We start from the raw sequence: 20,890 nt of genomic DNA, 5'->3' as shown, positions 1-20,890 counted from the left end.
CAACGATGGCGGTCTACACCGACGTCAATGAGGGCGAGCTCGGCGCGTTCCTCAGGAACTATCCGGTCGGCGATCTCTTGTCCTACAAGGGCATCGCCGAAGGCACCGAAAATTCGAATTTTCTGCTGCACACCAGCAGCGGCTCCTACATACTGACGCTTTACGAGAAGCGCGTCGACAAGGCTGACCTGCCGTTCTTTCTGGGCCTCATGGCCCACCTCGCCAGAAAGGGCATTTCGTGCCCGCTCCCGGTCACCGCGCAGGATGGCGGTGTGATCGGAACGCTTGCCGGCCGGCCGGCGGTCATCATCACCTTCCTTGAGGGTCTATCGCTGCGGCGGCCGACAGCTGGGCATTGCGGCGAGGTCGGCAAGGCTCTGGCGGCACTGCATCTCGCCGGCGCGGATTTCCCGATGACCCGCCCCAACGCCCTTGCCATCGATGGCTGGCGCAAGCTGTGGAACGCCGCCCACGCCCGCGCCGATGAGGTCGAGCCGGGATTGGCGGCCGAGGTCGATGCCGATTTCGCCGATTTCGAGCGGAACTGGCCGAACGGTCTGCCGCAGGGCATCATCCATGCCGATCTTTTCCCGGACAATGTATTCTTCCTCGGCGAGAAACTGTCCGGGCTGATCGACTTCTATTTCGCCTGCAACGACCTCTACGCTTATGATGTTGCCACGTGCCTCAACGCCTGGTGCTTCGAGAAGGATTTTTCCTTCAATCTGACCAAGGGCACGGCGTTGCTTGCCGGCTACCAAAGCGTGCGGCCGCTGAGCAGCGACGAGAAAGCGGCGCTGCCGATGCTGGCGCGCGGTTCGGCGCTGCGCTTCATGCTGACCCGGCTCTACGACTGGCTGACGGTCCCGGACGGCGGGCTTGTGATGAAACGCGACCCGACCGAATATATCCGCCGGATGCGCTTCCATCGGGCGATCAACTCTCCTTCCGAATATGGACTAACATGACCAAGCGCGTTGAAATCTTCACCGATGGTGCCTGTTCGGGCAATCCCGGGCCTGGCGGCTGGGGCGCGATCTTGCGCTTCAACGGTGTGACGAAAGAACTGTCGGGCGGCGAGGCTGCCACCACCAACAACCGTATGGAACTGTTGGCGGCCATCTCGGCGCTTAATGCGCTCAAGGAGCCCTGCGCCGTCGATCTTTATACCGACAGCAACTATGTCAAGGACGGTATTTTCAGCTGGATCGACGGATGGAAGCGCAACGGCTGGAAGACGGCCGCCAGGCAGCCGGTGAAGAATGCCGAGCTGTGGCAGCAGCTCGATGCAGCGCGTAACCGCCATCAGGTCACCTGGCATTGGGTCAAGGGCCATGCCGGCCATCCCGAGAACGAGCGCGCCGACGAATTGGCGCGGCTCGGCATGGCGCCATTCAAGAAAGGGCTCGTCAAGACTGTGGCACCAGTACCAGGTTCGCAGTCAAAGCAGCCGACGACCACAAAGGCGCGGCGCTCGACCCAAAGCTATTGAATTCCGGCTGCGGGTCCGCTCTCTGGCAGGAAGAGCTCTATCATGCCGATCGCATACTACATCACGCATCCCCAGGTTCAGGTCGATGCCAACGTTCCAGTGGCGGAATGGGGACTATCCGACCTCGGGCGAGCGAGAACATCGGCAATGCTCGATCAGCCGTGGGTTGGGTCGATTCGGCGGATCGTGTCATCGGGTGAACGCAAGGCGATAGAAACCGCCGAGATACTCGGAAGGCATCTCCGCCTTGCGATCGAGGTGAGGGAAGGGATGCATGAGAATGACCGATCGGCAACCGGTTTCCTGCCGCCTTCCGAGTTCGAAGCGGTCGCCGACCAATTCTTCGCCAATCCAAACAGCAGCATTCGTGGATGGGAGCGAGCTATCGATGCCCAGCGTCGTATTCTAAGCGAGGTAGACACTGTGCTAGGCACCGACGCCGCTGTCGACGTCGCATTCATAGGTCACGGAGGTGTCGGAACGCTCCTGCTGCTCTCTTTGAGCGGTCGGGAAATCAGCCGCGAGGCGGATCAGCCAGCGGGCGGCGGGAACTACTTCGCATACGATACCGGTGCGCGTCGCGTTATCCATGGATGGCAGCCGATCGACAGGCCGGCGCAGCGCCGCGACGGCTGACTTGGCTATCGGATGAGCAGGGCGGTGCCGAACAGTCCGAGCGCGAACACCGTGTGCGACACCAGATTGAGGGCGCGGACCTGCATTGGATTGGGGCGCTTCGAAGCGGCCCAGCCGGCACCCATGCCGGGCGCCAGCAGAAACCAACCGGCGCCGACGGTGACGATGCCGAGGATAAAGGCCGGCAGGAAGGTCGGCGCGGTGAGCCAGCCCGTTCCGGCCAGCACGACCAGTATGATGCCGTAGACGATGCCGACAGCATAATGAAAGGCCCAGCCAAGTGCAGATTCATGCGCATAGGGCGAGGCCTCGCCAATGTCGTCATGGAAGACCTTGCCTTCCCTGAGATGCCAGACCCAGCGGCCGACCAGCCCCCAGTTCGGCCGCGGCTGAGCAAACGCCTTGTTCAGGAAAATCGCCCAGATATCCATAAGCGCGGTTGCGCCGATACCGATCGCGACAGCGCGCCAAAAGATGTCAGACATAACCGAGGTCCCAAAAAGCAAGCAGTCCCGAAGCGCCGACGCATGGCCCTGAAAACCGGGTCGGCTTTCGGAAGGATCATGCGCCGATGAAAAGGCGGCATCCTTTGAACGCGTAGCGCTCGAAGGCGCCCTTTGTCATCCCTGGCCTAGGCTGTCGCCAAGACGGAAAGCTGTCCGAGAATGTGAGCCGCACCGGACTCGTCGACGCCGGGCTTTGTCTCGACATTGAGTGCGGTGACCTTGCCGTCATCGACGATCATCGAAAAACGCCTCGAGCGCAGCCCCATGCCGCCGCTGGAGAGGTCGGCGTCGAGGCCGACCGATTTGGCGAAATCGCCATTGCCATCGGCAAGATAAAGTATTTTGCCTTCACCGCCGCTGAAGCGAGCCCAGGCTCCCATGACGTGAACATCGTTGACCGAGACGACGGCGATAGTGTCGACGCCGCGCGCCAGGATGGCGTCGTAATTATCCAGGTAGCCCGGCAGGTGATTATTGCTGCAGGTCGGCGTGAAAGCGCCTGGAACGCCAAACAGCACGACCGTCTTTCCTGAGAATATCTCGCCCGTCGTGATCGGCTTTGCACCGTCGGCGGTCATTGTTTTGAAGGTCGCATCCGGCAGTTTGTCGCCAACGGAGATCGTCATGATGGTCCTCGCTTGAGAATGGAAAGGGAGTGTCCTTGCGATAGCGAACTAAGGCGCGCCCGGCAACCGTCCAGACGTTGGCATCACGGAAAAGGCAGCAGGCCTTCGACCGCGCCAGCGGCACTTGTCAGTGTGTAGTGAAGGCCGCCATCGGTTGGCGTTGTCGACGGCCTGTCGAGGATCGGCACCGTAAAGATCAGCTTGCCATCCTTTTCGCTGCGGGTCGGGGCACCGAACATGTAGTCGCGTTCGCCGGCAACGAAGAAGTCGGCGGCCTCGGGAGTGCCCGGAAAGCTCGCTTCGACAATCAGGGTTTCGTGATCGCCCGGCAGTACGTTTATTCCGAAATCGGGCGTTGCCGTGGCGGGCAGAGTTGCAAGGCCTGCCTTGACCAGTGCCGCATCCTCGGCGTTGTCGGGATCGGCGCCGGGATCGATGGTCAGCCTTGTCTGCACCGGGATGCAGATGGTTTCGCAAATGCCGAGGAAGATGTCCGCATCGATGACGGCCGGCTGGCCGGGTGCAGCAAGCGTGAACGTCACCGGCAATGAAACCGGGTGGTCGTAGCCGGCCCATTTGCCATAGCCGTCATCGTGGCGCTGCGGCGGCGGAAACGAAAGCGTCGCGTCGGCAATGTTGGTGCTGGCCGAGATGTCGATCTGTGGCGGCACGCCCGCATCGCCCGGATCGCGCCAATAGGTCTTCCAGCCTGGCTTCAGCGCAATGTCGAGGACACCTTGGAGACGCCCGGCCTCGTCGGCTTTGCCGCTCGTCACCAGCCGCACCCGGCCGCCTTCGCTATTGTACCAGGCCGACGAGGAGGCTGAGGCGGGGAGGCAGGTCGCCGACCCAATGGCCACGCCAAGCAGCAGGATTTTCAAGCTTTGCATGGCAATTATTTGATCGTCTGTTGATGGCCGCACAATGATTTCATGACGCCGCCGGCATCATATTTGCGTGACCTTTGACTTATGAGCCTGATCAAATCGGGCGCCGCCCATCTTTTCGGCGCCCTGGAAACGCGTTACGCTGTGGTCATGGATTTGTTGCGTCATAAAAAGACGGCCGCAGGACCCGGCTTTCTCGACGACCAGTTCCTGATTGCCATGCCCGGCATGAAGGACGACCGCTTCACGCGCTCCGTCATCTACATTTGCGCGCACAGCGACGAAGGCGCGATGGGGTTGATCATCAACCAGACGCAGCAGATGCTGTTTCCGGACCTGCTCGTGCAACTCGGGATCATGAACGAACTGGAGGCAATTCGCCTGCCGCCGCCGGCGCGCGACTTCGTCGTGCGCAATGGCGGACCGGTGGATCGCAGCCGCGGCTTCGTCCTGCATTCGGGCGACTACCGGGTGGAATCCTCGCTCGCCGTGTCCGACGACGTCTGCCTGACTGCGACCGTCGACATATTGCGCGCCATCTCCTCCGGCCGCGGACCCCGGCGGGCTCTGATGGCGCTCGGCTATGCCGGCTGGGGTGCGGGTCAGCTTGAAAACGAGATCGTCGAGAATGGCTGGCTGACTTGCCCGGCTAGTGCCGAGCTTCTGTTCGACGCCGACATCGACCGCAAATACGACCGGATCCTTGCCTCGATCGGCATCGATCTCGCGCATCTCAGCCTGGCTGCCGGTCACGCCTGAACCTCATTACGTCCCGAAATTTGTCACGCCTGAGTGAGCGGATACTGTTCCTTCAGCGTCTTCAGCACCTGGTCGCCCGGCATCGGCGCTCCGAACATGAAACTCTGCACGTATTCGCAGCCCATCTGCCGCAACTCCAGCGCATCGCTCTCGTCCGAAATGCCTTCGGCGACAACCGACAGGCCGAGTTCATGCGCCATGTTGACCATGGATTTGAGCAGCACCGCGCGTTTCGGCGTCGCGTCGTCGACGAAGCTCTTGTCGATCTTGATGGTGTCGAACGGAAAGCGCGTCAGATAGGCCAGCGATGAATAGCCGGTGCCGAAATCGTCCAGCGACAGGCCGATGCCAAGCTGCTTCAGCTTGGTCAGCACATGGGCGGTCTGCTCGGGATTGTCCATCACCAGCGATTCGGTGAGTTCGAGCCGGAAGCAGCGCGGTTTCAGATTGGCCCGCGCGATCACCGAGCGGACGTCGCTGACCAGGTCGCGGCGGATGAGCTGACGGCTGGACAGATTGACCGAGACCGAGAGCGGCGCATCGCCGATCTGCTTTTGCCATCCTGCTAGGTCTTCGGCAGCCTGTTGCATGGCAAACAGGCCAAGCTGCACGATCAGGCCGCAGTTTTCGGCGACCGGGATGAAATCTGCCGGCGGGATCATGCCGCGACGCGGATGGTCCCAGCGCAGCAGCGCTTCGAAGCCGGCAACGCTGCCGTCCTCCAGCCGCACGATTGGCTGGTAGGCAAGCGTGAATTCGCGTCGTTCGATAGCGCGGCGCAGATCGGACTCGAACTGCAGCCGGTCGGTGCCGACGGTGCGGAAGGCTGGCCGGAACGGCTCGATCCTGTCGCCGCCGAAGCGCTTGGCTTGATGCATGGCAAGCTCGGCGTCCTTGACCATGTCCTCAGCCGAGGTCTGCGTGGAGGTCCAGGTGATCAGCCCGATCGAGGCGGTCAGCACGATCTCGCGCTTGGCGAAGGTGATCGGGTTGTTGATGGCGTGCTTGATGGCATCGGCAATGGCCGCGATGCGAGCCGGATCCTGCTCCGACAAAAGCATCAGCGCGAACTGGTCGCCGGCAAATCGCGACAGCGAATCCTTCGGCTTGAGCAGCCGGTGCAGCCGCCGCGCGATGGTCAAAAGGATGGTATCGCCGGCCGAGATGCCGAGCCCGTCATTGACCTGCTTGAAGCGGTCGATGTCGATGACGAAGACGGTCGGGCGCACCTTCTCTTCGGTACGGGCGATCGAGATGATCGCCTCCAGCCGGTTCATGAACAGCTCGCGGTTGGGCAAGCCGGTCAGATTGTCGTGCACGGCGTCGTGCAGCAGCCGTTCCTCGGATTTCTTCTGCTCCGTCACGTCGACCATGGTGCCGACGCAGCGGATGACCTCGCCGTCCGAGCCGATCACCGGCCGGGCACGCAGCGAAAACCAGTGATAGTGCCCGTCGGCGCCGCGCAGGCGGAAGTTTTGCGACACCCGGCCGCGCCGGTGCTCGAGCACCACGTCGAGCGTCGTGCGAAACGTGTCGCGGTCGTCGGCATGCAGCACCGGCAGCCAGTTGCGGGCAGGGCCGCCGAGGCTGTTCGGCGCAAGGCCGAGCTGAATGCTGACGTCGGGACGAGTGACGACGCGGTCGCGCAGCACGTCCCAGTCCCACACAGTATCGCCCGATCCGGCAACCGCCAACGCCTGCCGCTCGAGGTCGGAGAACAGGCCCTGATGCAGGGCGCCGCCGGCAAAAGCGTGCTGCATCACGGTGAAGCCGATCAGCAGGATGATGAGGATCAGCCCACCGCCGAGCGCCGGCTGGGCGATATCGTTGTCCAGCATGCCGGTGATTGCCATCCACGATCCGCATAGCCACAGCAGAACCATCACCCAACTGGGCACCAGCATGATGGCGCGGTCGTAACCGCGTATACCGAGGAAGATGATCAGGCCGAGCCCGGTCAGCGCGGTGGCTGCGAAGGACAGCCTGGCAATGCCGGCGGCAACCGCCGGATCGACGATGGCAACGCCGGCGATCAGCACCAGCCCGAGGATCCAGACCAGTGCGCCGTAGCTGAAATGGCCGTGCCACCGGTTGAGGTTGAGATAGGCAAACAGGAACACCACGAAGGTCGCCGCAAGCGCCACCTCCGTTCCGGCGCGCCACATCTGCTCATTGCCCGGGGATATTTCTATGATCTTGTTGAGAAAGCCGAAATCGACGCAGATATAGGCAAGCACCGCCCAGGCTAGGGCCGCCGTCGCCGGGAACATCGAGGTCCCCTTGACGACGAAAAGAATGGTCAGGAACAGCGCCAGCAGGCCGGCGATGCCGATGACGATGCCACGAAACAGCGTGTAGGAATTGACGGAGTCCTTGTAGGATTCGGGGTCCCACAGATAGACCTGCGGCAGCTTGGGCGAGGCGAGCTCGGCGATGAAGGTAATCACCGTTCCGGGGTTCAGCGTCACCCGGAACACGTCGGCGTCTGGGCTGGTCTGGCGGTCGAGCGCAAAGCCTTCGCTGGGCGTGATCGCGGCGATACGGGTCGAGCCGAGATCCGGCCAGAACAGGCCGGAATTCACCAGCCGGAAATGCGGTGCGACAATCAGCCTGTCGAGCTGCTGGTCGGTGGTATTGGCGAGCGCGAACACCGCCCAGTCGCCGGTCGAGCGCGCGTCATTGGCCTCGACCTCGATTCGCCGCACGATGCCGTCCGGGCCGGGTGCCGTTGAGACCTGGAAATTCTCGCCCTGGTTGCGGTAGATTTCAACGGCACCCGAAAGGTCGAGCGCCACGTCGTCGCGGGCAATCTTGATCGGTTCGACCGCAAACGCCGAGGATGCCGCGCAGAGCGTGACGATTGCCGCCAGCATAAGGGCAAGCAGCGACCCGTTGCGCAGAAAATTCGTCAAAATCAGCCCTTTGTTCCAACGCCCGGCGGATCGTCCGCGATTCGGGCGTATAGGTAATGGTCCTGCCAGATGCCGTTGATCCTGAGATAGGATCGTAGCAGTCCTTCGCGCCGGAATCCGGCTTTTTCAAGCACGCGGATCGACCGGGCGTTATCGGGGATACAGGCAGCTTCGATCCGGTGCAACCGCAGCGTTTCGAAGGCGAAACGCGTCACCACCTTGACGGCATCGGTCATCAGGCCGCGTCCGCTGAAGCGCTCGCCGATCCAGTAGCCGATATGGCCGCTTTGGGCGACCCCGTGGCGGATATTGCCGAGGGTGATACCGCCGGCAAGCTTGCCGCTGCTTTTCTCGAAGATGAAGAAGGCGATCGCCGTCCCCTGCGCATAGTCCTCGCGGTAGCGGCCGATACGATGCCGCCATGCGGTGCGGTCGAGCTCGTCAGGGGTCCATCGCGGCTCCCACGGCTCAAGGAAGGCACGGCTTTCGCCGCGCAGCACCGACCACTCGCGATAGTCGTTGGTCAGCGGCACACGCAGCGTGACAAGGTCGCCCTTCAGTGCCGGCAGGTCGCGGCGAAAGAAAGGGAGCGCGAACACGACGCTCGAATAAGCTTAGACGGCAAGCTTACGGGCAGTGGTCTGCGAGCCCGAAAGCGAATCGAGGATCGCTTCATAGGGCGCGAGCGTACCCACCGGCCCGACGGCTGTAAGCGTCGGCTTCGTCGAAAAAAGCCGCGACGACAGATCCGTCAGCCGCTTGACCGTCAGCGCCGACAGCCGCTCCATCAGCTCTTCCTTGGCGATCGGCCTGCCGAACAGAAGCAACTGCCTGGCGATCTGCGAGGCGCGGCTGGCCGGGCTCTCGGCCGACATGATCAGCCCGGCGCGGTATTGGGCACGCGCCCGGTCGAGCTCCTCCTGCAGGATGTTTTCGCCGGCCTTTTGTAGCTCGTCGATGATCACAGGCACCAGCTCGGCGATATCGCTTTGTCCGGTTGCCGCATGGACCCCGAAGACGCCGGTGTCGGAAAAACCCCAATGGAAGGCATAGACCGAATAGCACAGGCCGCGTTTTTCGCGGACTTCCTGGAAAAGCCGCGACGACATGCCGCCGCCGAGGATCATCGACAGGACCTGAGAGGCATAGAAATCGCGGACGTGATAGGCACGGCCCTCGAAACCCAGCACGATCTGGGCGTCCATCAGGTCGCGGTCTTCGCGAAAATCGCCGCCGACATATTGCGCATATTGCGGGATGGTGCCGTCGGCCTTGCCGCGGAAGCCGCCGAGACGCTTTTCGACCTCGCGCACGAAATCGTCGTGCTTGATGTCGCCGGCTGCCACCATCACCATGTTCTCGGCGCCGTACTGCCGTTCGATGAAGTCGTGCAGTTGCTTCGAAGTGAAGGATTTGACGGTTTCCGGCGTGCCGAGAATCGAGCGGCCGATAGTCTGGTGGCGGAAGGCGGTCTCGGTAAAGTGATCGAAAACGACATCGTCGGGCGTATCGTGCGCGGCGCCGATCTCCTGCAGAATCACATGCTGTTCGCGCTCCAGCTCCTGCGGATCGAATTCGGAGTCCTGCAGGATGTCGGAAAGGATATCGACCGCCAGCGGCACATCGTCGCTCAGAACCCTTGCATAATAGGAGGTCGTCTCGACGCTGGTCGCGGCATTGATCTCGCCGCCGACGTCCTCGATCTCCGAGGCGATCTCGAAGGCGCTTCGCCGCCTGGTGCCCTTGAAAGCCATGTGCTCGAGCAAATGCGCCATTCCGTGCTCTTCGTCACGCTCGTTGCGTGCGCCCGACTTGACCCAGGCACCAAGGGCAACAGATTCGAGGCTTGGAAGGGTTTCGGTGGCGACTGTCAGGCCGTTCGACAGACGGCTTACCTCAACACCCATATGGCAATTACTCCCTAACGCGCCGCCCGCGTGTGGCGGCCGACATAATCTTCCACCATTTTCAGGTCGGATGGAAGTACCGTGTATTTTTCCTCGGCGCTCATCAACCCGCCCAGCCATGCGGGGAGGGCAGGCGACACGCCGCTGGCGGCTTCGACGGCCGCCGGAAACTTTGCCGGGTGCGCAGTGCCCAGCACCACCATTGGCACCTCACCGGCGGCTTTGCCAGTGGCCACATGCACGGCTGCGGCGGTATGCGGGTCGAGCAGGTAGCCACTCGCCGCAAGTGTGGTGCGGATTGTGGCGGCGACCTCGCCCATGGTGGCGCGGCCGGCGTCGAATTCGGAGCGGATCTTGGCGATTTCGCCGGCCTCGATGGTGAAGGCGCCGGACTGCTTGAGCCCGTCCATGTAGCGCCGCACGGTCGAGGCATCGCGGCCGGACGCCTCGAACAGCAAGCGTTCGAAGTTCGAAGACACCTGGATGTCCATCGAGGGCGACGTGGTCGAAAAGACCCCTTTCATGCGGTATTCGCCGGTCGCCAGCATGCGCGCCAGAATATCGTTGTCGTTCGTGGCTATGATCAGCCGCTCGATCGGCAATCCCATCTTCTTGGCGGCGTAGCCGGCGAAAATGTCGCCGAAATTGCCGGTCGGCACCGTGAAGGAAACCGGCCTGTCGGGCGCGCCAAGCGACAGCGCGGAGGAGAAATAATAGACGATCTGGGCCATGATGCGGGCCCAATTGATCGAATTGACGCCGGATAGCGACACCCGGTCGCGAAAACCGTGGTCGTTGAACATGTCCTTCACCAGGCCTTGGCAGTCGTCGAAATTGCCTTCGATCGCCAATGCGTGGACGTTTGCGGCGGTCGAGGTCGTCATCTGCCGCTGCTGCACCGGCGAGACGCGGCCGTGCGGGAAAAGCACGAAGATGTCGGTGCGGTTGCGCCCGGCAAAGGCATCGATGGCGGCCCCTCCGGTGTCGCCGGAAGTGGCGCCGACAATGGTGGCGCGCTGGTCGCGCTCGGCCAGCACATGGTCCATCAGCCGCGCAAGAAGCTGCATCGCCACGTCCTTGAACGCGAGCGTCGGGCCGTGGAACAACTCGAGCACGAAGCTGTTCGGCCCGCTCTGCACCAGCGGGCAGACGGCCTCATGGCGGAAGGTCGCATAGGCTTCGCGCACCAGCCGTTCGAACACCGGCGCCGCGATCTCGCCACCGAGGAACGGCGACAGCACGCGGATTGCAAGATCGGGATAGGCAAGGCCGCGCATGGCGCGGACCTCTGCTGCGGAAAAATGCGGCCAGGCGCTCGGCAGATAGAGCCCGCCGTCGCGGGCCAGCCCGGCCAGCACCGCGTCGGAGAATCCAAGCGCGGGCGCTTCCCCGCGGGTACTCACATATTGCATCGTCACGTTTCCATTGCTGCGGGAATCTTCGCCCGCCGTAAGGTGGTGGATTTCTGCGCTGGCTCAGTCGCATTTTTGCCGCGCGGTTGATATACGTCACCGGCTTTGCGAGAGGGAAGTGCAGTTCATGGCGTTTCATTCATTCAACGGTCGTTTTGTCGCGGGTCTGGCGCTCACCGGCTTTATGCTTGCTGCCGCAGGCTGCCAATCGAGCGACAATGGCATTCTCGCCTTCGGCAAGAAGGATACGACGCCACCACCGCCACCCGACCCCAAGGTGCTTTCCAGCCAGCTGCAGGCCTATTGCCCGAAAGTGACGTTGCGTGACGGCACCGCCTTCTTCAATCTCTACGCCAAGAGCGGTCCGAAGCCGAAGAAAAAAACCGATGTTGCCGCCGAGGATGCCCAAGCCGCCCAGCCGGCAGCGGACGCGGCAGGCGTCGATCAGCCGGACGATTCCGCCAAGATCATCTATCAGGCTTCGATCACCGATGTGACCCGCGACTGCAGCCGCGCCAACGGCTCCTTGTCGATGAAGATAGCCGTTGCCGGCAAGGTCGTGCCTGGTCCGATGTTCGCCCCCGGTACCATCACCATGCCGATCCGTATCGCGGTGATGCACGGCACCGAAGTTCTCTATTCGCAGCTTCACTCCTATCAGGTTCAGGTTACCGATCCCTCGAGTGCCACGCAGTTCGTCTTCACCGATTCCAACGTCGTCGTTCCGGAGCCGACGGCGCGGGACTACCAGGCATTTGCCGGGTATGACGAGGGCGCTCCGAAAGGGGCGTCGGACAAGCCGAAGAAGAAGAAAGCCGCCGCGACCAACTGAGCCGGTGCATTCGCGCCACGGCGGTTGGAGGCGGCCTCTCAGGCGTCCGCCGACCATTCCGACAGCGCGGCGATCACGCTTTTCAGTTCCGCCCAGCGGCGGATGACCGTTTCGGCACCGGCTTCGGTCAGCGCATCGGCGTGGCCGGGATAGCTGTGCGCCGCGCCGGTGAAGCCGATGACGCGCATTCCCGCCGTCTTGGCGCCGGTGACGCCATGCACGGAATCCTCGATGACGAAGGTGTTCGCAGGATCGGCCTTGAGCTTTTCCGCGGCGAACCGGAACACGTCCGGCGCCGGCTTGGTTTTCCCGGTCGGCGTTTCCAGCGACGAAAAGATACGGCCGGCAAAGAACGGCAAAAGCTGCACCTTCTCCAGCATGAATTCGATCCGCTCCGAACGCGAATTCGAACAGACGCAGCGCGGCACCGTTACCGCGGCGACAGCCTCGTGCGCCCCGTCGATGGCACGCACGTCGCTGCGCAGCCGGCGATCGACCAGCTGTTCCTCCTTGTCGATCAGGGAGGCCTGGAACGGGATCCGGGACTTTTCCTCGACCCGCATCATGATGTCCTTGAAAGTTAGCCCGGCATAGACCTCGGAAATCTCCTCCGCCGATATCTCATAGCCGGCCGAGGTCAAAAGCTCGGCATCGATGCGTGCGGCGATGATTTCGGAATCGACGAGCACGCCGTCGCAATCGAAGATGACAAGGTCTGGCTGGGGCATGGTGATCCGGAAAGCGGGATGAAGGGAATGCCAAGAGGCCTTTGGTCCAAACGGCTCAGGCGGCGCGGCATACACCAACAGGCCGGGCTTCGCAAATTCGGCAGTATGCTTCACTGAATATTTACGCTGATCGGTAACCATAACGGATAGTAAACAGTAACGCGTGCCTTGGGTGTCATAATGTCTGCCGTGCGTCTTCTCGACGAGCTTTCCGATGCTCCCCAGCAATCCGAGTGGCTGGATACCATCCTGAAGGGCGACTGCGTCGCCGCGCTCGAACGGCTGCCGGAAAAGTCGATCGACGTGATCTTTGCCGATCCGCCTTACAATCTGCAGCTCGATGGCGATCTGCACCGGCCCGACCAATCCAAGGTCGATGCCGTCGACGACCATTGGGACCAGTTCGACAGTTTTGAGGCCTACGACGCCTTCACCCGCGCCTGGCTGCTGGCGGCGCGCCGCGTGTTGAAGCCCAACGGTACGATCTGGGTCATCGGCTCCTACCACAATATTTTCAGGGTCGGCGCCAAGATGCAGGACCTGGGCTTCTGGATCCTCAACGACGTCGTCTGGCGCAAGACCAATCCAATGCCGAATTTCCGTGGCCGCCGTTTCCAGAATGCCCATGAGACGATGATCTGGGCATCGCGCGACCAGAAGGGCAAGGGTTATACCTTCAACTACGAGGCGCTGAAGGCGTCGAACGACGACATTCAGATGCGCTCCGACTGGCTGTTTCCGATCTGCACTGGCGGCGAGCGCCTGAAAAACGACAATGGCGATAAATTGCATCCGACGCAGAAGCCGGAAGCGTTGCTTGCCCGCGTCATGACGGCATCGACCCGGCCCGGCGACATCGTGCTCGATCCCTTCTTCGGTTCAGGAACCACCGGTGCGGTGGCCAAACGGCTTGGCCGCCACTTCGTCGGCATCGAGCGTGAGCAAGCCTATATCGATGCCGCCATGGAACGCATCGATGCGGTCCGGCCGCTGGACGGCGCCAATTTGACAGTGCTGACCGGCAAGCGCGCCGAGCCGCGCGTCGCCTTCGTCACCCTGCTCGATAATGGCCTGGTGGCACCCGGCGCCACGCTCTACGACGCCAAGAAGCGCTGGGCGGCCAAGGTGCGTGCCGACGGCACGCTGGCGATCGGCGACAGTGCGGGGTCGATCCACAAGATCGGCGCCGAGGTACAGGGGCTGGACGCCTGCAACGGATGGACCTTCTGGCATTATGAGCGCAGCGGAGGCCTGACCCCGATCGACGAGCTTCGCCGCATTGCGCGGCTAGGCATGGAACGGGCAGGGGCCTGACGGTTTCTGAGTTGCGACAGATCAGTTAATGCGAAGGCTCAGCCAGTCCCTGGAAGCGATTCAAATCACACTTTAATCCCAAGACGCTCAAGGTCCGCCCTGAGCGTCTTTGCATCGGTGAACAGCACCGACTGCCAGCCGGCCGCCTTGGCGCCGTCGACATTCTTCTGGCTGTCGTCGATGAATAGCGTGGCTGACGGTTCGAGGCCGAACGCGGCGACGTGGTGATCATAGATGGCGCGATCCGGCTTGATTAGCCCGATCTCGGCTGACACGGTGATGCCGCGCGGGCGCTCCAGGAACGGAAAGCGGTCGCGCGCTTCGCGGAACGTATCGTCAGCCCAGTTGGTCAGCAGCGTCACGTCATGGCCCGTGTCGATCAGGCGCTCCATGATGGCTACGCTGTCATTATAGGCATGCGGTGCCATTTCGTGCCAATGGCGGCGGAAATTGCGGATATTCTGTTCGTGATCCGGGTACTGGGCGATCAGGAGCGTCTCTGCCTCTTCCCAGGTCCGGCCGCGATCCTGCTCGATGTTCCAATCATGCGTGCAGACATTGTCGAAGAACCATTTCCGTTCGTCAGGATCGGGGATCAAGCGGCTGAAGGGCAGGTTCGGATCATAGTGGATCAGCACTTTGCCAATGTCGAAAACGATGTGGCGGATTTCGGACATTCTTCTCTCTTTCAATGCGGCCGCTGCTTCTTCGTCGCGCCCGGTATCGCCGCTTCGATTACCTTTTTCATGACGGTCGGCAGCGCCTCCCCGGAAATTTCATGGGCCAGCGACCAAAAATGCCCGGCCGGGGCGACGCTGTCGGTCTCCGCCTTGAACACGTCGAGTTCGAGCGCAAAATGGGTAAAGACATGGCCGATGCGTCCGGCCTGCCGCCAGTCGCCGGGGAACGGGGCTGCCGCTTCCGTTGTGGCGCCGTCGATGCGCGCCGTCCAGCCGGTCGTTGGCACCTCAGTCATGCCGCCGAGCAGGCCTTTATCCACGCGCTTGCGTAAAAGGATGGCGCCGTCGCCCCTGACGGCGACGAAGGCGGCGCCGCGGCGCAAGGGTTTCTCGGTCTTGGGCAGGCGGACCGGAAAGCGCTCGGGATCGCCCGAGATTGTGGCGCTGCAATCCTGCCTGACGGGGCAAAGCATGCAGCGGGGCCGGCGCGGCGTGCAGATCGTCGCGCCCAGGTCCATCATCGCCTGCGCGAAGTCGCCGGGCCTTGTCCCGGGAACCATGTGCTCGACATGGCTGCGTATCTCGCCCTTGGCTTCGCCCAGCGGCGTGGCGATCGAAAACAGCCGTGAGACGACCCGTTCGACATTGCCGTCGACGACGGCGGCTGGTCGGTCGAAGGCGATCGCCGCGATCGCCGCTGCCGTATAGGCGCCGATACCGGGCAGTTCCTTCAAGCCGGTCTCACTGTCCGGAAAGCGGCCGCCTAGCCGCGCGACGAGATCGGCGCAAGCCTTGAGGTTGCGGGCGCGAGAATAATAGCCGAGCCCGGCCCAGGCCTTCATGACGTCTTCGATCGGTGCCGCCGCCAGTGCCTCGACAGTTGGCCACTTCTGCACGAACGCCCGGAAATAGGATTTTACCGCCTCGACCGTGGTTTGCTGCAGCATCACCTCGGAAAGCCAGACCAGATAGGGATCGGGCTGCGCGCCGCTTGCCAGCGCGCGCGGCGGAACACGCCAGGGCAGGTCGCGGTGATGCGCGTCGTACCAGCCAAGCAGCCGGAACGCGATCTCGCCATTGTCTCCGGATACGGCCTTGCGGGTCTGGTCGTGCAGTGCCATTGATCGAGGGTCGGCCCTAATCCACTGGTGCTGAAGCTGGTGACTGGAGAACGCACATGGCAGGGAAAAGGCCCTTCGGCAATCCCGTTCCGGTGAGCGATCTCGCAACCGAGATCCTCGACCCGGTGCTGCGCAAGCGGGCCGGCATGTCGATCGGGCTGGTTCAGTCGTGGGAAGAGATTGCCGGGCCGCGGCTTGCCGGCCGCTCGCGCCCGGAAAAGATCCAGTGGCCGCGCCGCATGCACGAGGACGATCCGTTCGAGCCGGCGGTGCTGGTGATTGCCTGCGAGGGTGTGGCGGCACTGCATCTGCAGCACGAGACCAGCGAGATCATCAACCGGGTCAATGCGTTTCTCGGCTTCAATGCGATCGGCCGGATCAGGATCGTGCAGAAACCGGTAATGGCGGGCAAGGAAAAGCCGAAACCCAGTTTGCGGCCGCTGACCGTGGCCGAGAAGGCGAAGCTGTCGGGCACTGTCGGTTTGATCGAGGACGACGGGCTGCGCGCCTCGCTGGAGCGGCTTGGCGCCACCATTCTAGGCCAAAGGAAGCCGTAATCTCGCGCTATCGTGATGGCATGCCCGGATTTGCCGATTGGAATAGGGGTGGCAATGCCTTAATTCGCGCCAACTCTCGCTTTTTGTAGCCTTTGCATTGCAAAATCCAACTATTGCCAGGTGATTCGTATGATCCGTTCCTTGTCCCGCAGAAATCTCTTGTCGTCGCTCGCCGCCATACCAGCGGTGGCGCTGCTTGCCGCCTGCAGCGATTCCGGCGAGAAAGCCGAGGCGCAGGATGTGAAGCCTGCGGCTCCCTCCGATCCGACGAAACCGGCGGAACCTGCGAAGCCGGCCGCTCCAGCCGCTGCCAAAGCGCCTGAAGCTCAGGGCACGGTGGATATGACGGCCGTGTTGAAGCCGGGCGCGCTGCCCGACATGCAGCTTGGCAAGGACGACGCAAAGGTCACCATCGTCGAATATGCATCGATGACCTGCCCGCATTGCGCGCATTTCGCCGAAACTACATTCCCGGAGCTGAAGACGAAATATATCGACACCGGCAAGGCCCGCTACATCCTACGCGAATTTCCGTTCGACCCCAGCGCCGAGGCCGGTTTCATGCTGGCGCGCTGCTCCAAGGACAACTATTTCCCGATGGTCGACGTGCTGTTCAGGCAGCAGGCGAACTGGGTTGGTGTGAACAATACCAAGGACGCACTGCTGCAAATCGCCAAGCTTGCCGGTTTTACACAGGAGTCCTTCGAGGCCTGCTTGACGGACCAGAAACTTCTGGACGATGTGAGATCCGTCCAGAAGCGCGGCGCCGACGAATTCAAGGTCGATTCCACACCGACCTTTTTCATCAACGGAAAGACCTACAAAGGGGCGATGTCGATTGCGGAAATGTCGGCCATCATCGACCCTCTGCTCTGACGTTTTGGCAGCGCCGAAGCGGCTGCGCTTCGGCGTGCGCACTTCTTTGTCTTGCCGCTGGTTCTCCTTGCAAAACCGCGGAACAGTTTTGCGAAACTTGGCTATGGGTCGGCGCGAATGAAGTTCTCGCGCCTTCGCCTCCTCGGCTTCAAATCCTTCGTCGAACCCGGCGAGTTCGTCATCGAACGCGGCCTGACCGGCATCGTCGGGCCGAACGGCTGCGGCAAGTCGAACCTGGTCGAGGCGCTACGCTGGGTTATGGGCGAAAGCTCTTACAAGAACATGCGTGCGTCCGGCATGGACGATGTCATCTTTTCCGGCTCGGGAACGCGTCCGGCCCGCAACACCGCCGAAGTCACGCTGTTCCTCGACAATAGCGACCGGACTGCGCCGTCTGCCTTCAACGACGCAGATGAGTTGCAGGTCTCGCGCCGCATCGAGCGCGAGGCCGGCTCGCTCTACCGCATCAATGGCAAGGAAGCCCGCGCCAAGGATGTCCAGCTGCTGTTCGCCGACCAGTCGACCGGCGCCCGCTCGCCCTCGATGGTTGGCCAGGGCCGCATCGGCGAGCTGATCCAGGCAAAGCCGCAGGCGCGCCGCGCACTGCTGGAAGAGGCGGCCGGCATTTCCGGCCTGCACACACGGCGCCACGAAGCCGAGCTGCGGCTGAAGGCGGCCGAACAGAACCTCGAACGGCTGGACGACGTCGTCGGCGAGCTGGAAAGCCAGATCGAAAGCCTGAAACGCCAGGCCCGCCAGGCCTCGCGCTTCAAGAACCTGTCGGCCGACATCCGCAAGGCCGAAGCGACGCTGCTGCATCTGCGTTGGACGCTGGCCAAGACGCAGGAAGGCGAAGCGCGTTCGGCGCTGGCGATTGCCACCGCGCTGGTCGGCGACCGTGCTGCCGCCCAGATGGCTGCCGCCAGGGAACAAGGTATCAACGCCCACCGGCTGCCGGACCTGCGCGATGCGGAAGCCGCCGCCGCCGCCGCCTTCCAGCGTCTGTCGATCGCCAAGGCACAGATCGAGGAAGAGGCAGGCCGCATCCGCGCCCGCCAGGCTGAGCTCGACCGCCGACTGCAACAGCTCGATGGCGACCTTGCCCGCGAGGAGCGCATGGTCCGCGACAATGCGGATATCCTCGAACGCCTCGCCGCCGAAGAAGCCGCGCTCAATGTCGAAAACGCCGGCGCCGCCGAGCGCGAGGCCAGCACCCGCGCGGCTTTCGAGCAGGCGGCATCGACGCTTGCTTCGAGCGAGGCCAAGCTGGCCTCGCTGACCGCCGAACGGGCGGAGGCGGCCGCCTCGCGCAACCAGATTGAACGGACGCTGCGCGATACCGCTGAGCGCCGCGACCGCTTTGCCCGCCAGCTTGCTGATGTCGACCGCGAACTGTCGGAGATCGTCTCCAGGGTCGCCGGCCTGCCCGACCCCGCCGAGAAGCGGCTGCTGGTCGAACAGGCGCAGGCGCTGCTCGAAGGGGCCGAACGAGCCGCGATTGCCACGGAACAGGCGGTCGCCGAGGCACGCGCAAGCGAAAGTGCCGCCCGCCCACCGGTTCAGGACGCAAAGGCCGAACTGGCGCGGATCGAAACCGAGGCCCGCACGCTCGCCAAGATCCTGAACGCCGCGAGCGGCGATTTGTTTCCCTCGGTGCTGGAGCAGATCAGCGTCGAGCGTGGCTACGAGACGGCGCTGGGTGCCGCGCTTGGCGAAGATCTCGACGTGCCGCTTGATCGTAGCGCGCCTGTGCATTGGGGCCAGAGCGAAATCCAGCCCGGCGATGTCGCTTTGCCGGAACGCATAAAGAGCCTCGCTAGCGTGGTGCGCGCGCCGGCGCAACTGGCCCGCCGGCTGGCCCAGATCGGCATTGTCGATGCCGCCGACGGAAGAAAGTTGCAGACGCTGCTTGCTCCCGGTCAACGATTGGTCAGCCGCGAAGGCGCGCTCTGGCGTTGGGATGGCTTCACCGCCAGCGCCGATGCGCCGACCGCCGCCGCGCAGCGGCTGGCGCAGAAAAACCGGCTGGCCGAACTCGATGCCGAAGCGGTTCATGCCACGCGCATCCTGCGCGAAGCCGAACAGGCGCTTGCGCAGGCCGAACAGGCGCTTGCCCAGGCGAGCGAGGCCGAACGCAATGCCCGACAGGCCGGGCGCGACGCCCAGCATGGGCTGGATGCTGCCCGCAATACGCTGGCTGAGGCCGAAAAAGCCGGCGGCGAACTGTCGAGCCGGCGTGCAGCACTTGACGAGGCGCGCGCGCGTATCGTCGACAGCCATGAGGAGACGGCGGCGGCATTCGTCGAGGCGGAAATGCTGCTGCAAGACGCTCCCGATCTCGGCGATCTGCAACTGCAGCTCGAGCAGTCGGCGGCCAACGTCGCCCGCGACCGCGCCGCCCTTGCCGATGCGCGTGCCGTTCACGAGGGCCTGAGGCGAGAAGCCGAGGCACGTGCGCGCCGGCTCGACGCGATCGGCGCGGAACGGCGCAATTGGGTGGAGCGCGCCGAAAACGCCTCGACGCAGATCGCGGCACTCGGCGAACGCAAGGCAGAGGCTGAGGCCGAGCGCGAGCAACTGGCCGACGCACCCGACGAGATCGACGGCAAACGGCGCGCCCTGCTGTCGCAACTCGCCGAGGCCGAAAGCCTGCGAAAAGCTGCAGGTGACCGCTTGCAGGAAGCGGAGAACCGGCAGTCCGAGCTGGACAAGGCTGCGACCGCTGCCATTCAGTCGCTCGCCGAAGCGCGCGAAACGCGTGTTCGCGCCGAAGAGCGGCTGACCGCCGCCGACGAGCGTCGGCTGGAAGTCGAGGCGCGCATCCAGGAAACGCTGAACACGCCGCCGCATCTGGTGATCCGCCACACTGGCCTCGAACCCGACAGCCCGATGCCCGAAATGGCCGAGATCGAGCGTCAGCTCGACCGGCTGAAGGTTGAGCGCGAACGGTTGGGCGCCGTCAATTTGCGCGCCGAGGAAGAGCAGAAGGAACTATCGGACCGGCTGGAGACCATCGTCTCCGAGCGCGACGACATCATCGAGGCGATCCGCAAGCTGCGGCAGGCGATCCACAGCCTGAACCGCGAAGGCCGCGAGCGGCTGCTCGCCGCCTTCGCGGTGGTCAACGGCCATTTTCAGCGGCTGTTTTCGCATTTGTTCGGCGGCGGCACCGCCGAGCTGCAACTGATCGAGTCCGACGATCCGCTCGAAGCCGGGCTCGAGATCCTGGCGCGCCCGCCCGGCAAGAAACCGCAGACGATGACGCTGCTGTCCGGCGGTGAGCAGGCATTGACGGCGATGTCGCTGATCTTCGCCGTGTTCCTGACCAACCCGGCGCCGATCTGCGTGCTCGACGAAGTCGACGCCCCGCTCGACGACCACAATGTCGAACGCTTCTGCAATCTGATGGACGAAATGGCCGCAACCACCGAAACGCGCTTCGTCATCATCACACACAACCCGATCACCATGGCGCGCATGGACCGGCTGTTCGGGGTAACCATGGCCGAGCAAGGCGTCAGCCAACTGGTGTCGGTCGACCTGCAGGCTGCCGAAGCCATGCGCGAGGCAAGCTGAAGCATCAGCTTAGTGGTGGTCTCCACCTCGGCTTTCGACTATAGCACGACGAAATGGGCTGGATCTGCC

19 protein-coding genes are annotated in these 20,890 nt (G+C 63.2%); 9 read left to right on the top strand and 10 right to left on the bottom strand.

Annotated features, from left to right (window positions below; translation table 11 throughout):
* Nucleotides 1–5 precede the first annotated feature (5 nt).
* The 3 genes from NKH05_RS21130 to NKH05_RS21120 are packed head-to-tail and all read left to right on the top strand — an operon-like array spanning nucleotide 6 to nucleotide 2,128.
* Entirely contained in the window at nucleotides 6–968 is a 963-nt protein-coding gene (locus NKH05_RS21130; protein ID WP_023716928.1) for a homoserine kinase, read from the top strand.
* Entirely contained in the window at nucleotides 965–1,492 is a 528-nt protein-coding gene (rnhA, locus tag NKH05_RS21125; protein ID WP_023716929.1) for a ribonuclease HI, read from the top strand. The genes NKH05_RS21130 and rnhA overlap by 4 nt, the downstream gene beginning before the upstream one ends.
* A gap of 42 nt (nucleotides 1,493–1,534) precedes the next feature.
* On the top strand, nucleotides 1,535–2,128 hold the full coding sequence (locus NKH05_RS21120) for a histidine phosphatase family protein (RefSeq protein WP_023716930.1): 594 nt from the start codon (nucleotides 1,535–1,537) through the stop codon (nucleotides 2,126–2,128).
* Nucleotides 2,129–2,133: 5 nt separating this feature from the next.
* Here NKH05_RS21120 and NKH05_RS21115 read toward each other — a convergent pair whose 3' ends face one another.
* From NKH05_RS21115 to NKH05_RS21105, 3 genes are all read right to left on the bottom strand, one after another.
* Nucleotides 2,134–2,613: a DUF2938 domain-containing protein gene (locus NKH05_RS21115; protein WP_023716931.1), complete on the bottom strand. Its 480-nt coding sequence runs from the start codon at nucleotides 2,611–2,613 to the stop codon at nucleotides 2,134–2,136.
* A gap of 146 nt (nucleotides 2,614–2,759) precedes the next feature.
* Nucleotides 2,760–3,260 (bottom strand): peroxiredoxin, encoded by a 501-nt coding sequence (locus NKH05_RS21110; protein ID WP_352589027.1) that lies wholly within the window; start codon nucleotides 3,258–3,260, stop codon nucleotides 2,760–2,762.
* A gap of 83 nt (nucleotides 3,261–3,343) precedes the next feature.
* A complete protein-coding gene (locus NKH05_RS21105) occupies nucleotides 3,344–4,150 on the bottom strand; it encodes a protein-disulfide reductase DsbD domain-containing protein (protein WP_023716933.1) in 807 nt (268 codons plus the stop codon).
* Between the two features lie 147 nt (nucleotides 4,151–4,297).
* Here NKH05_RS21105 and NKH05_RS21100 point away from each other — a divergent pair, with 147 nt between their 5' ends.
* A complete protein-coding gene (locus NKH05_RS21100; protein ID WP_023716934.1) occupies nucleotides 4,298–4,906 on the top strand; it encodes a YqgE/AlgH family protein in 609 nt (202 codons plus the stop codon).
* A gap of 23 nt (nucleotides 4,907–4,929) precedes the next feature.
* On the opposite strand, the gene NKH05_RS21095 is transcribed toward NKH05_RS21100, so the two are convergent.
* From NKH05_RS21095 to thrC, 4 genes are read right to left on the bottom strand one after another with little or no spacing between them, the layout of a single operon-like run.
* Complete coding sequence (locus NKH05_RS21095) at nucleotides 4,930–7,818, bottom strand: EAL domain-containing protein (protein WP_023716935.1); 2,889 nt, start codon at nucleotides 7,816–7,818, stop codon at nucleotides 4,930–4,932.
* Nucleotides 7,819–7,820: 2 nt separating this feature from the next.
* Nucleotides 7,821–8,417, bottom strand: a complete 597-nt coding sequence (locus NKH05_RS21090) for a GNAT family N-acetyltransferase (RefSeq protein ID WP_023716936.1) — start codon at nucleotides 8,415–8,417, stop codon at nucleotides 7,821–7,823.
* A 15-nt stretch (nucleotides 8,418–8,432) separates the two neighbouring features.
* Entirely contained in the window at nucleotides 8,433–9,725 is a 1,293-nt protein-coding gene (locus NKH05_RS21085; protein ID WP_023716937.1) for a M16 family metallopeptidase, read from the bottom strand.
* Between the two features lie 14 nt (nucleotides 9,726–9,739).
* Nucleotides 9,740–11,137, bottom strand: coding sequence for a threonine synthase (gene thrC / locus NKH05_RS21080; RefSeq protein ID WP_352846083.1), 1,398 nt, complete (start codon nucleotides 11,135–11,137; stop codon nucleotides 9,740–9,742).
* A 127-nt stretch (nucleotides 11,138–11,264) separates the two neighbouring features.
* Between thrC and NKH05_RS21075 the strand changes: the two genes are divergently transcribed.
* Complete coding sequence (locus NKH05_RS21075) at nucleotides 11,265–11,969, top strand: hypothetical protein (protein ID WP_352963969.1); 705 nt, start codon at nucleotides 11,265–11,267, stop codon at nucleotides 11,967–11,969.
* Between the two features lie 38 nt (nucleotides 11,970–12,007).
* On the opposite strand, the gene NKH05_RS21070 is transcribed toward NKH05_RS21075, so the two are convergent.
* A complete protein-coding gene (locus NKH05_RS21070) occupies nucleotides 12,008–12,697 on the bottom strand; it encodes an HAD family hydrolase (protein ID WP_352639125.1) in 690 nt (229 codons plus the stop codon).
* 180 nt (nucleotides 12,698–12,877) lie between these two features.
* On the opposite strand from NKH05_RS21070, the gene NKH05_RS21065 reads away from it, so the two are divergent.
* Nucleotides 12,878–14,011, top strand: coding sequence for a site-specific DNA-methyltransferase (locus NKH05_RS21065; RefSeq protein ID WP_023716941.1), 1,134 nt, complete (start codon nucleotides 12,878–12,880; stop codon nucleotides 14,009–14,011).
* Between the two features lie 65 nt (nucleotides 14,012–14,076).
* On the opposite strand, the gene NKH05_RS21060 is transcribed toward NKH05_RS21065, so the two are convergent.
* Both NKH05_RS21060 and mutY read right to left on the bottom strand, forming a co-directional pair.
* On the bottom strand, nucleotides 14,077–14,688 hold the full coding sequence (locus tag NKH05_RS21060) for an HAD family hydrolase (protein WP_352639127.1): 612 nt from the start codon (nucleotides 14,686–14,688) through the stop codon (nucleotides 14,077–14,079).
* A gap of 11 nt (nucleotides 14,689–14,699) precedes the next feature.
* Nucleotides 14,700–15,812 (bottom strand): A/G-specific adenine glycosylase, encoded by a 1,113-nt coding sequence (gene mutY / locus NKH05_RS21055; protein WP_352963971.1) that lies wholly within the window; start codon nucleotides 15,810–15,812, stop codon nucleotides 14,700–14,702.
* A 56-nt stretch (nucleotides 15,813–15,868) separates the two neighbouring features.
* On the opposite strand from mutY, the gene NKH05_RS21050 reads away from it, so the two are divergent.
* The 3 genes from NKH05_RS21050 to smc all read left to right on the top strand — a co-directional run bounded on the left by NKH05_RS21050 (nucleotide 15,869) and on the right by smc (nucleotide 20,821).
* On the top strand, nucleotides 15,869–16,369 hold the full coding sequence (locus NKH05_RS21050) for a DUF721 domain-containing protein (protein WP_352716265.1): 501 nt from the start codon (nucleotides 15,869–15,871) through the stop codon (nucleotides 16,367–16,369).
* A 129-nt stretch (nucleotides 16,370–16,498) separates the two neighbouring features.
* On the top strand, nucleotides 16,499–17,245 hold the full coding sequence (locus NKH05_RS21045) for a DsbA family protein (protein ID WP_352963973.1): 747 nt from the start codon (nucleotides 16,499–16,501) through the stop codon (nucleotides 17,243–17,245).
* 117 nt (nucleotides 17,246–17,362) lie between these two features.
* Nucleotides 17,363–20,821, top strand: a complete 3,459-nt coding sequence (smc, locus tag NKH05_RS21040) for a chromosome segregation protein SMC (protein WP_352547572.1) — start codon at nucleotides 17,363–17,365, stop codon at nucleotides 20,819–20,821.
* Nucleotides 20,822–20,890 lie beyond the last annotated feature (69 nt).

It is taken from the genome of Mesorhizobium sp. M1399, from assembly GCF_040317735.1.
Lineage (GTDB): Bacteria > Pseudomonadota > Alphaproteobacteria > Rhizobiales > Rhizobiaceae > Mesorhizobium.
The sequence above is the reverse complement of the archived record's forward strand: the minus strand, read 5'-3'. Positions and strand labels throughout refer to the sequence as shown.